This window comes from Bacillus cereus group sp. BfR-BA-01522 (genome assembly GCF_022662635.1).
Lineage (GTDB): Bacteria > Bacillota > Bacilli > Bacillales > Bacillaceae_G > Bacillus_A > Bacillus_A cytotoxicus.
Genome location: NZ_JAKUDY010000012.1, coordinates 54,762 through 66,711, shown reverse-complemented (window position 1 = coordinate 66,711; position 11,950 = coordinate 54,762). Strand labels below are relative to the sequence as shown.

The window sequence follows — 11,950 nt, the reverse complement described above, 5'->3', positions numbered from 1 at the left end:
ATTATTACATATGAACATGAAATCTTATAAAATCGCTCAATACGTTGTTCAACGTGAAGTTTGACAATATAAAATAAAAAAATCTTTACTTTTATACGATCGGTATGATAGTATAAGTTTGAACCATTTTACTTTTAATAATATAGGGATTTAAATGAGCTGTAACTTCAAAGGAGGAAAGCAATGTTAAATCTCCTTTGTGGTTACAGTTTTTTACTGTCTTCGTTATTTTTGTAAAGTGGTTGAAAATCAATATGTACATATAGGTACATTGTAGGAGGATTTTTTCATGCAAAACGGTAAAGTAAAATGGTTTAACGCAGAAAAAGGTTTCGGATTCATCGAAGTTGAAGGCGGAGAAGACGTATTCGTTCATTTCTCAGCAATCCAAGGCGAAGGATTCAAAACATTAGAAGAAGGTCAAGAAGTTACTTTCGAAGTTGAACAAGGTAACCGCGGACCACAAGCTACTAACGTAGTTAAGAAGTAATTGAACTAAAAAGAGAAGGGATTCCCCTTCTCTTTTTTTGCATTTGTTAGCTTATTTTCTCATTTATAACAGAGAAAAGTACGATACTTTAATTGCGAGCTACAAGTTGAGAAATCTGTTTTTTTAGAATATGCAAAATGTATGTAATATCTCTTAGTTGTAACAATATGTACAACATAAAAAAGAACCTGTATACGGAAACAGGTCTATCGAAAAATATGTCTATCTCATTATCTATATTTTAACAATTATTAGGAAGAAACTCTAGGCTTGCATATTGAGAAAATTTTTTAGGAAGCTTTGTTTTCATTTAATGTATTTCCATATTGTACAGCTTTATTTGCGTTCACTCTTCCGTTTTTCCAATAGGTTCCTGTTCCTGGTACTTTATCAGCTGTAGTTTCCATGATTTGGCGAATTTGTACATTCGTATATCCTTGATTTGCTAGTAATCCTGCAACACCTGCTACATGAGGTGTTGCCATAGATGTACCGCTTAATGAGCGATAAGTACTGCCTTTATAGGTAGAATAAATACTTGACCCAGGTGCCGCTACATCTACCCAACTTCCATAATTGGAGAAATAAGATTTTTGATCATTTTGATCCGTAGATGCTACTGCAATTACTTCAGAGTAATAAGCGGGATAATTTGGTCTTGTGTTTCCATCATTTCCTGCTGCAGCAACAATGACAGCACCTTTGTTCCAAGCATATTGTACAGCTTGTTGTAAGGCAGTTCCTCCATTAGTAGCCCCTAGACTTAAGCTAATCACTTTTGCACCAGCATCAGCAGATTCTCTAATGCCTTTTGCCACAGCATCAAGAGTACCACTTCCTTGATTATCTAGTACGCGTACCGCATATAGGGAGGACTGAGGAGCAACACCTGCAATGCCAATATTATTATTTGTAATCGCACCTGCAATACCGGCGCAATGTGTACCATGCCCATTTCCATCATCCGACTGACTATCATTATCAACGTAATCGTAACCGTATATAACTTTGGATGATAAATCAGGATGGTTCCCTTGTACACCAGTATCAATAATTGCTATTTTTACACCAGGGTCACTTCTTTGTGCATCCCATGCTTGAGGTGCTTGAATTTTTAATAATCCATATTGATTATTAAAGTAGGGATCATTAGGAGTCCAAAACGCATAGAAATAATAATTTGGTTCAGCATATTCCACATTAGGGTTATTTTGGTACATTTTTATTTTATCTTTGACAGTGCCTTTAGTGAATTTGACAACTTCAAAGCCCAATACATCATCTTTTGACACCACTTCCGCTCCGACTGACTTATGGAATTCTTGGGATTTAGAAAGGGAAGTATTATCTTTAAATTTTACAATAATCTGGTTTGGGACGTATTCGTTAGATGAAGGTGCTGCATTGGATGAAGAAGGATGAAAAAAGAAGCAACCAAAGACTAGAGATACAGTAAGCAGTAAAAATTTAATTTTCCTTTTCAATAGCTGTTTCCTCCTTGTTGATTTCTCTTTTCAACTATATAGTCCGGTCCTGCGATTTATGATTAATTATTTATTTTTTTTGAAAGTTCTTTCTAACGGTTCTAGCTATCGCTATAGAGTGAATATGCTAAAACGATAAAACTAAGTAATTTATACAAAATATTCCTTATTGGAGCTGTATGAAATTTTAAGTTGATGGGCATGCGTTAGGACTCCAATTAGTTAAAAGAGAGCTTAGTTTCTCTCTTTTTTTATTTAATTCGACAAAATATGACAAAATTTAAATTGATTGTTTGCTATGATGGGCTTGGAAATCTTACATTTTACATAATTGGAGGAACTGAAATGTACAAGAAATTAGGTACGATTATTCTAACTGGAGCACTTGCTTTTGGTCTAGCTGCATGTGGATCTAATGAACAGACTAGCAATGGAGTAGAAACAAAAGAAAAAGAGCAACCAAAACAAGAAGCAAAAAAAGATAATTTAAAAGAAGGGAAAACTGAATCAGCTAAAGGGAATCGTTCTAATCCTATAGCATTTAATGAAACTGCAACAATAGACGATATTATTTTAAATACTGACGGCGGAGAATTTAAGAAGTTCAAAGCGAAAGTTGAAGTTTCTATTTTAGAGGTTGTACGTGGGGAACAAGCTTTTGAAATTCTAAAAAAAGAAAATGAATTCAACGAACCTGCTCCTGAGGGAAAAGAATGGGTATTAGTTAAAGTAAAAGGAAAGGTAGCAGATGCTGAAACACAAGACTTTGACTATTTACTATCTGATATGAACTTTAAATTAGTATCAAAAGAAGGACAAGTATATAATCACGAACTATCTGCTGTAACTCCTAATGAATTGCACCAAAAGTTATACAAAGGTGCTGAAGGAGAAGGTTATATTTCGCAAGTTGTAAATGTCGGTGATGATTTCATGATTCAATTTGAAACAAATGAAGGAAAAAAAGTATTCTTTAAATCTAAATAATTATATAAGGAGTTAACTATGAAACGAACAACTGAATTTGTATTAGGACTGATTGGTGGTATTTTTGGCGTATTAGGGGCTGTCCTAGCTTTGATGATAGGCGGATTAGGAGCTGCATTTGAAGCTGATGGGGCTAATTCTATTATTGGTTCAGGTTGGGCTGCAGTAGGCTTATCTATCCTAGGAATTGTTGGAGCTGTAGTGGTTAAAAATAAAGCTAAAGCTGGCGGCATCATGATGACAATTGCTGCAATAGGTGGATTTATTTGCATTTTTGTATTTTATATCTTACCAGGTATATTATTATTAATCGGCGGGTTAATGGGGATTTTCCGTAAGGATAAGGCTTCGGTATCTGCATAAAATAGAGGCTGGGACAAAACCCATCTCTAAACTAAAAAGCCGGTGAAATTTTACAATCAGTAAAATTTCACCGGCTTTAAATTTTTTTCATAAAAATAAGGACCATTTCTGATAAAGTGACACTTTAATCAGTGGGGAGTTCTTCATCCTCCACTGATTATGAGCCCTCACCAATCGGGCTGTTACGGGCAGTTAATCTCCGACCTATCTTCCTTGCTTCTCTCTGCATCTTGATATGGAAACATAATTGCTATTTTAAACACTTTAGAAGTCATTTTTTATACAAGAGTTTTATTCAACCCCGCTCGGATCGTAAGAATATTGCTGCTTATTCTCAATCCGCTCAATCACATCTTGCAATTCATCTGGCTTTAGAAACTCAATCGGAGAGAAGCCTTTCTCAAACGTAAGTGTATCAGCCTCAATCATTAATACGTATCGGTCATTTACCTTTGCAATATGTATTTGATCCCCGAAATCAGCAAGCAGAGCTTTCACAGAAATGTGATCGGCTTTAACCTTTAATTCTACTTCAGGAGCATGCTCGACGATTTGAGCGGTAGCTTCCATTATTTCTTCGGTTGAAAACTGTTCCATAATTTCGCGTTTCGGACTAGCGGCCCATACTTCCATCGCTTGGTCGAATTGTTCGCGTTCTTCCGTACCTTCTTCAAATATATCTTCAATTTGGTCGTATACCATGTCCATTACTTGTGTTTTCATAATTTCAGGCATGGAGCGTTCATATTCGACAAATTTTAAGAAGTCTTCAAAGTAGCGGGCATGCGATGCTTGGTGTATTTTTAATTCGCCGACTTCGACCATACCTTCTTCAGGCATGTATGGATATTGAATGGACTTCATATTTTTTGTCGTAATAGCCATTTCGACGTTACGAATTAAAGTAGTTTCATCAGAAATTGATGCGACTTTTGGTTCAAAGTCACATTTCATAACGAAGACAAATGGATCATCAAAGTATTTTCGCAATTTTGCCTGTGCAATTAAAAAGACACCGCCTCGAACGGCGCTTGTATCAATATAAGTATAAACGAGTGGTTGGCTCATATCTTTGAAATCCTCTTTCGTTTTTGCAAATCGAATCCGGTTAAATAAATTATAATGAGGATTTGAATCTAATTCATGTCCAGCCTCGACAATAAATCGACCGATTTTTGTTGGAGCTTGTTCTGTTTTTGCATGGCGTTCCACTTTTCGTTTTGATATTTTTAATAATTCTCCATCAAGAAATTCTTTTAGAGAGCTATTTTCATATTCTTCCGCATCTAATGTTTGGAAGTGCTTATATCGCTTATCCGCTTGTTCTCCTTTTCCTTCTACTTGTATAACATAAAAAGAAAGAAAATTTATTTCGAAATCCATATTTATCACCTTATTTCATTTCGTTAACTCTTATCAGTATAGAGATGGAGAAAACATTCGTCAATTTCACAAAAAGAAACGTTAGTTCGTAGAAAAAGGAAGGGGAGTTCCCTTCCTTTTTCTTTCCCCTTGGTTTGTGGATTAAAAGCCATCTTCAACTGCTGAGAATGGTATGTTCAATCTGTTTTCTACAGTGCGCAAACGTTGGTTTAAGCGATTAAGTCTTCGCGTATGACGTTCTAATATGTTTTGAAGGTGGTTTACTTGCCTATTTAATTGATTAACGCGTTGCTCAAGTTCATTTACTCGTCTTTCTAATTGTCGACCGCCGCTACCAGGAAATGAAATTGGAATTTGGAATTGTCTGTTTGGGTCATATGGATCAATTTCTTCTGTTTGCTCTACATATGGCTGATATTGTAGCTGTGGGTCGTATTGCTGTGGATAAGCATAAGGATTATATGGAGCATATGAATTGTAGGGATACATATAACATCCTCCGTTCTTTCAAATTAGGTTAAATTCACCATAATGTATGTGCAAAAGCGGATGGGTGACACGGCAAACACCTATAAAGGAAAATTTGATATGCAAAATGATTATAAAAAAGGATTTTTCATACGAAAGTCTAAAATATAAAAGACAGATATATTACATTTGTTTTTCACATATTACATGGTATATACTGGTTATAAATGATAAAGGTTACAATCGTAACAAACTTATGTTTTTTATGCAAATATGTGTAGACATTTTGTGAAGAAAAGAGTAATTTTAATAGAGTAGAAATGAAAATGTAATATTTTATAATCATATTGTAAAGTAAGGCAATCATACATACATAAGATAGGAAAAAAGAGCAAGAAAAGTTGTTGGGGAAAAGGAGAGAGTATGTTGTTACGTAAAGCAAAAAGTATTGTAATAGGGGCACTATGCATTGGTGTAGTAAGTGGCTGTGGTACAAAAGTTAGTGATGTAGCGTTAGTTAGCGATATTGGAGGCCATACAGTAGAAGCGAAAACAGACGTTAATGATAGTATTAGTTTAGTAGATGGTCGCACAGGAACAGAAGTGAAGAAACTAGATTTATCCAGCTTAGGATACTTTGAAGATGAAAATAAGTTTAAAAAAGAAGTAACAAAAATTGTAAGTGAAGTTGGGAAAAGCGTTGATAAAAAAATGGTTCCTTCGCGTATGACAAGTGATGGAACATGGCAAGAAGGTAAGCCTTCTTATGAGTTAATGGAAAAGGAATTAGTAGAAAAGTTAATGAATGTCGGCATGTGGGATTCTTCATATCAGTTACCGATTGTTGAGAAAAAACCAGTAGCAACACCATCTGATGCAAGCGGATCTGGTACAGTCATCGGCCGATATGAAACAAATTTAGGTGGCTCGACTGGTGGAAGAATCGAAAATATTCGTATATCTGCTAATCATATTAGCGGAGTTGTATTAGGAAAAGGAGATCGCTTTTCTTTTAATGCATTAATTGGAGATACAACACCTGATAAAGGGTATCAATTAGGAAAAGAAATTGTTGATGGGAAATTAGTAGATGGATATGGAGGCGGAGTGTGTCAAACTTCATCCACTTTATATAACGCGGCAGATCAAGCTGGTTTAAAAATGGTAGAGAGAACAACGCATTCTAAAGCAGTTGGATATGTACCAAAGGGAAGAGATGCGACAATAGCCTATCCGTATTTAGACTTAGTATTTGAAAATACAAAAGATGTACCTGTCAAACTGTATATGGGTGTCGAAGGTGGAAAGCTTGTTGCTGAAGTACGTGCAATGAAGTAAGAATTTGACTTTACTTATTGTAAACTTGGCCATTCTTTTTAGTATGATACTAAAAAGGATGGCTTTTTATCTATTTTCCGAAAGGAGACGCCCGCCTTAAGGAATGAGAAGGGCGATAATCCTATGAGTAGGCGTGAGATATGAATGTCAGTTGGCATTAGCCAACATTTTTGTGCTACAATACATGTAGAACGAATTCAAGCGTGGTTGCTTGCTGCGTAAATAAAGTGAAACTTTAATCAGTGGGGTAGTTCAAATAATGAAAATGGTGCGCGACGACCAACTAGAACTGGTTAAGGGCCTTGCTGTTTTTATGATGATTTTTGATCCACTGGTATGAAAGAAATGACGATAGTGACCTGCTTTTCCGCTATATGAATCGGACTAGAAACTTCTAGTAAAGAAGCCTTTAGTCATACATTTTAGGAGGAAGCATGATAGATTTTATTTTAGAAACTATGGCGTTTGCTGGAATTATATGTATCATTTTAATTTTAAGTGTAAGTAAAACATTAAGAGATGCAAAGAAAAAGAGACAGAATAAAAATGATAAATGAAATCAGTTTAGAAGAAGGCCCTTGCGTATGGAAAGGGTCTTTTTTGCTATCGTTCAATCCCTTCGAACAACATTTCTATTTTCTTTAATAAATCCCTCATCACGAAGGCCACCGTTATGTAAAGCAATTGTAGAAGTGATAAAATCAACATCATTGTAAACAAGCTTCTTTTAGATGTAATATATATAATATTAGCATAATTTTAAAAGAGAGGAGGTGTTAGTTGGCTATAAATAAAAAAGAAAGGAGAAATGCAAAATGATATTAGATCTTGATTTTGTTTTAAGAATAGGTGTTGCTGGATTATTAGGTGCTATGGTTGGGATAGAACGAGAAATTCGTTCGAAAGAAGCAGGATTAAAAACGCATTTTCTTGTGGCAGTAGGAAGTGCACTAATTATGGTTGTTTCCAAATACGCCTTTTCTGATATTATGCTGGAGGAACATATATCACTTGATCCAAGCCGTGTGGCAGCTCAAGTTGTTAGTGGGGTTGGCTTTTTAGGAGCAGGTACAATTATTATTCAAAAACACGCAGTTAAGGGATTAACAACTGCTGCTGGCTTATGGGCAACAGCAGGAATTGGCCTGGCAATTGGAGCGGGGATGTATGCAGTTGGGATAGGAGCGACGATTCTTGTATTAATTGGTTTAGAAATTGTCAGTCGTATTTTTCGAATTCAGTTTCTGTTTCCACAACACATTTCAGTAGAAATATGTGTAAATACACAGGAGGCTATACAAAATATTCTTGAGTTATTGAAAGCCAAAGGAATACAAATGGTAACTTATGAGGTAAATATAATCAAGAAAGAGGAAGAAATGGAGTATAAAGTAAATATACAAACGAAGGCGATTTCATCTGATGATAAAAATAAACTTATTCAAGAATTACAAAAACTTCCTAATATTTCATTTATAAAATTAAAGTCTTAAGACTGTAGATGAAGTGAGGAGAAGTTATTACCATAAAAAGGATGGTGCACAATATGTATGTCACTATCCTTTTGTTATTATACATGATTTTTGTATGATTTCATGTCAAAGAAAGAGATACATAGAAAGTATAATTTTAAATATCTTCTAGGTAATGAGCAGGATTATCATCCATTGATAAATTGCATCTATACGAAGATATTCCATTTTGATCGATAAGTATTTCTTGCATTGAAGTAAGTTAAATATAGAGTCCTGTTTCAAGGATCATCAAACTGAGCTTGATATGAGATTTGTTACATGATATGGAAAATAGAAGAAGAGGATGGGAAGTAAAAACTTGAATTATCTCATTTTTCGGATTATTATTTATGGAATAGTTAACTTACTTTAAAATTAAATAATTAATAAAGGAGAGAGGGAGATGGAAGCTACAACAGAGCACTTAGTAGTGAATTTAAAAGAAATACTTTCTGAGGAGCGAGTCGTAGTTAATATGACAGTAAGAGAACTGCATGGTAAAGACGAATCGTATCATGCAAGTAGTTTACCTGATGTTGTGGTGTTTCCGACAACGACAGAAGAGGTGAGTCAAATTATGAAGTTGGCAAGTCAATACGGAAAGCCTGTTGTGCCGTTTGGCGTGGGATCTAGTCTTGAAGGACACGTGATTCCGTATGAAAAAGGGATTACAATCGATTTCTCTTTTATGAATAAAATACTCGAAGTAAGAGAAAAGGATTTTCTCGTAAAAGTACAACCGGGTGTAACACGCTCACAGCTTAATAAAGTATTAAAAAAATATGGTTTGTTTTTTAGCGTTGATCCAGGTGCAGATGCTACGTTAGGCGGGATGGCTGCAACGAATGCGAGCGGAACGACAGCGGTAAAGTACGGAGTTATGCGAGATCAAGTGCGAGATTTAGAAGTCGTTCTTGCGGATGGAACTGTGATGCATACTGGTAATTTAGCTGTAAAGTCATCATCAGGTTATCATTTAAATGGTATTTTTATAGGTTCTGAGGGAACACTAGGATGTTTTACAGAATTAACGTTAAAAGTATACGGTATACCGGAGCATATGGTAGCAGCAAGAGCATCATTTCCGGCGGTAAATGATGCGGTAGAAACGGTTATTCATATTTTACAAGCTGGTATTCCTATTGCGAGAATGGAACTTGTCGATGAGCTTTCAATGAAACAGGTGAATCGATATAGTGAAATGAACTATAGAGAAGAACCGACATTATTTTTAGAGTTTCATGGCAATAAAGCAGGATTACATCAGGATATTGAATTTACGAAAGAGATTGCTGGCGATCATAAATGTAAGGAATTTGTGTTTGAAGTAGAAACGGCAGCGCGCAATAAATTGTGGGATGCAAGACATAATTTAGCTTATGCATACGTTCATAGTTATCCTGGTAAAAAACTGATGAGTACAGATGTTTGTCTTCCGGTTTCAGAATTAGCAGATGCGATACAGTACGCAAGAGAAACATTACATACAACCGGAGTAGTTGGAGGCATTCTCGGACACGTAGGAGATGGGAATTTTCACGTCCTTTTAATGGTGAACCCAAATGATCAAGAAGAAGTGAAAAGTGCAGAAGAAATAAATGAAAAGATTGTTATGTACGCGCTAGAACACGGAGGAACATGTACGGGTGAGCATGGTGTAGGGATTGGGAAGCAAAAATATCAAGAGAAAGAGCATGGACCAGCACTTCTTGTTATGCAAAAAATAAAACAGGTCCTTGATCCGCAAAATATTTTAAACCCAAATAAAATATTCCAAATGAAGCAGTAGGGGATGAGTTGATGAGGGTTTTGGAGTAATGGAAATAATGGGAGAAGAATAAGAACCCCCGAGAATCGTATATGTTCTCCGGAGGTTCTATTTTCTATGCTTAAAGACAACTGTCTCACGTGCCACAAAAAGTACGATAAGGTTGAGTGGAAGGCTCGGGCACTGTAGCGTATTCATATTGTTCAGGTGAATGGGCATAAGGAGAGGAAAGGGCAGCCAGCAGTCGTTCCATTACACGGTAATCCTCTTGTTTTACTGCAGCTTCTAATGCCTCTTCGACACGATGATTACGCGGGATAATCGCAGGGTTGTTATCTCGCATTAGCTGTTGTGAAGATGATTTTGATTCTTCTTGTCTGCTTAACCGTTCTTCCCATTTTTTATGCCAAGATGTAAATGCTTCACTTTTAAAGAAATCAGTATCTTTATTTGTATCGAAAGTTAAAGCAAGGAAAGTATTTGTATAATCTGCACGATATTTTTCCATCGTGTTTAACAGTTCTTCCATTAGCTCTTTATCTGTAGCTTCTTCATTGAATATGCCTAGTTTTGCTCTCATCCCAGCAAGCCAATGCTTCTCGTATAGTGGGCCAAATTTTGAAATGGTGTTTTGAGCAATTTGAGCGGCTTGTTCTATATCTGTATGGAGAAGTGGCAATAGAGATTCAGCTAATCGTGCTAAATTCCATACCCCAATATATGGCTGGTTTCCATACGCATATCGGCCTTGCATGTCAATGGAGCTAAATACGGTTACTGGATTATATGTATCCATAAAGGCACAAGGGCCATAATCAATCGTTTCTCCACTAATGGTCATATTATCAGTATTCATCACACCGTGAATAAAACCAACAAGTTGCCATTTTGCAATTAAGCTAGCCTGTCGCTCTATTACTTCTTGTAGCAGTGCTAGATACGGTGTTTCATGTGCTTCAATATGCGGGAAATGACGTTTTATTGTATAGTCAGCCAAACTTTTTAAGTCTTCAATTGAGCGGGTAGCTGCTGCGTATTGGAATGTACCGACACGTATATGGCTACTAGCTACCCGCGTCAAAATGGCGCCTGGTAATTCTGTTTCGCGAAATATGGATTCGCCCGTTGTCGTCACGGCGAGACTGCGAGTGGTCGGGATCCCAAGTGCATACATTGCTTCGCTAATAATATATTCACGGAGCATTGGCCCGAGTGCAGCGCGTCCATCTCCACGCCGTGAGTATGGTGTTCGTCCAGAACCTTTTAACTGAATATCAAATCGTTGGCCAGAAGGTGTAATTTGTTCACTAATTAGTAGTGCACGTCCATCTCCCAGCATGTTAAAATGCCCGAACTGGTGGCCTGCATATGCCTGTGCAAGAGGAGAAGCACCTTCAGGGACTTTATTACCAGCAAGTACAGCTACGCCTTCTTCACTTTTCAGTGCCTCCGCATCTAATCCTAAAGATGTTGCTAAAGAATCGTTCAGAACCACTAACTTCGGTGCACGTACAGGTGCTGGAAGAAGTTTTGAAAAAAATGATTCCGGCAGACGAGCATAACTATTATCAAAATTCCATCCAGTTTCTTGACGTTTTGTTTTCTTTTCCATTGTATCCCCTTTTCTCATTTTGAATTTGAATTGTTTTTCCAGTTCCTTATAGTTATGTGTAGTATATGTAAAACAATAAGATGAAAAAATGTTTTTTGTTTATCCCGCTATTTTAGGGCAGTAAGGCTCCCATCTCAAGATTCAGAGAGAAGCAAAGAAGATAGATGGGAGATTACCAGCCCGTAACAGTCCGATTGGTGATGGCTTATAATCAGTGGGGATGAAGAAACCCTTACTGATTAAAGTTCCACTTTATGACGCTACCTACGGACAGTGCGACTTCCGCATTAAGATATAGTGAAAAAAGAAGTGAGGTAGGAGCAGATTTGCTTATAAAATCCTTCATTTCATATTGTTCTGATATTTATAGTAACACTTTTAGGCAGGATACTAAAACATAAATTCTTTTTTACTTTTCATTTCTTATAATCCCTGTGACTCTGGTACTTATTCAATTATTTTCTTAAAAATTTCTTTATACTTGTATTCTCTTGTCACTTTTGTGAACTGCTATTTATTCATAACTTACATGAAAATTTACAT

The 11,950-nt window shown here is 36.2% G+C and carries 11 protein-coding genes; 7 read left to right on the top strand and 4 right to left on the bottom strand.

Annotated elements, in window-relative coordinates:
* Positions 1–289: 289 nt before the first annotated feature.
* Positions 290–490: a cold shock-like protein CspB gene (gene cspB, locus MR059_RS16435; RefSeq protein ID WP_012094664.1), complete on the top strand. Its 201-nt coding sequence runs from the start codon at positions 290–292 to the stop codon at positions 488–490.
* A 290-nt stretch (positions 491–780) separates the two neighbouring features.
* On the opposite strand, the gene MR059_RS16430 is transcribed toward cspB, so the two are convergent.
* A complete protein-coding gene (locus MR059_RS16430) occupies positions 781–1,974 on the bottom strand; it encodes a S8 family peptidase (protein WP_048723706.1) in 1,194 nt (397 codons plus the stop codon).
* Positions 1,975–2,319: 345 nt separating this feature from the next.
* Between MR059_RS16430 and MR059_RS16425 the strand changes: the two genes are divergently transcribed.
* Both MR059_RS16425 and MR059_RS16420 read left to right on the top strand, forming a co-directional pair.
* The gene (locus MR059_RS16425) at positions 2,320–2,961 is read left to right on the top strand and encodes a hypothetical protein (RefSeq protein ID WP_087095143.1); all 642 of its coding nucleotides are present in this window, start codon (positions 2,320–2,322) and stop codon (positions 2,959–2,961) included.
* 18 nt (positions 2,962–2,979) lie between these two features.
* The gene (locus tag MR059_RS16420; protein ID WP_048723704.1) at positions 2,980–3,324 is read left to right on the top strand and encodes a DUF4064 domain-containing protein; all 345 of its coding nucleotides are present in this window, start codon (positions 2,980–2,982) and stop codon (positions 3,322–3,324) included.
* Between the two features lie 291 nt (positions 3,325–3,615).
* Here MR059_RS16420 and MR059_RS16415 read toward each other — a convergent pair whose 3' ends face one another.
* Together MR059_RS16415 and MR059_RS16410 are read right to left on the bottom strand one after the other, a co-directional pair.
* The gene (locus tag MR059_RS16415; protein ID WP_242161907.1) at positions 3,616–4,707 is read right to left on the bottom strand and encodes a DUF3900 domain-containing protein; all 1,092 of its coding nucleotides are present in this window, start codon (positions 4,705–4,707) and stop codon (positions 3,616–3,618) included.
* Between the two features lie 141 nt (positions 4,708–4,848).
* Positions 4,849–5,196 (bottom strand): hypothetical protein, encoded by a 348-nt coding sequence (locus MR059_RS16410; RefSeq protein WP_242161906.1) that lies wholly within the window; start codon positions 5,194–5,196, stop codon positions 4,849–4,851.
* A gap of 405 nt (positions 5,197–5,601) precedes the next feature.
* On the opposite strand from MR059_RS16410, the gene MR059_RS16405 reads away from it, so the two are divergent.
* The 4 genes from MR059_RS16405 (at position 5,602) to MR059_RS16395 (ending at position 9,816) form a co-directional block, all read left to right on the top strand.
* Complete coding sequence (locus MR059_RS16405; protein ID WP_041809852.1) at positions 5,602–6,513, top strand: VanW family protein; 912 nt, start codon at positions 5,602–5,604, stop codon at positions 6,511–6,513.
* A 434-nt stretch (positions 6,514–6,947) separates the two neighbouring features.
* Positions 6,948–7,070 (top strand): hypothetical protein, encoded by a 123-nt coding sequence (locus MR059_RS21860; protein ID WP_255816365.1) that lies wholly within the window; start codon positions 6,948–6,950, stop codon positions 7,068–7,070.
* A gap of 258 nt (positions 7,071–7,328) precedes the next feature.
* Complete coding sequence (locus MR059_RS16400; protein WP_242161905.1) at positions 7,329–8,006, top strand: MgtC/SapB family protein; 678 nt, start codon at positions 7,329–7,331, stop codon at positions 8,004–8,006.
* A gap of 424 nt (positions 8,007–8,430) precedes the next feature.
* A complete protein-coding gene (locus MR059_RS16395) occupies positions 8,431–9,816 on the top strand; it encodes an FAD-binding oxidoreductase (RefSeq protein ID WP_012094658.1) in 1,386 nt (461 codons plus the stop codon).
* Between the two features lie 115 nt (positions 9,817–9,931).
* On the opposite strand, the gene MR059_RS16390 is transcribed toward MR059_RS16395, so the two are convergent.
* Complete coding sequence (locus tag MR059_RS16390; RefSeq protein WP_012094657.1) at positions 9,932–11,407, bottom strand: protein adenylyltransferase SelO; 1,476 nt, start codon at positions 11,405–11,407, stop codon at positions 9,932–9,934.
* Positions 11,408–11,950 lie beyond the last annotated feature (543 nt).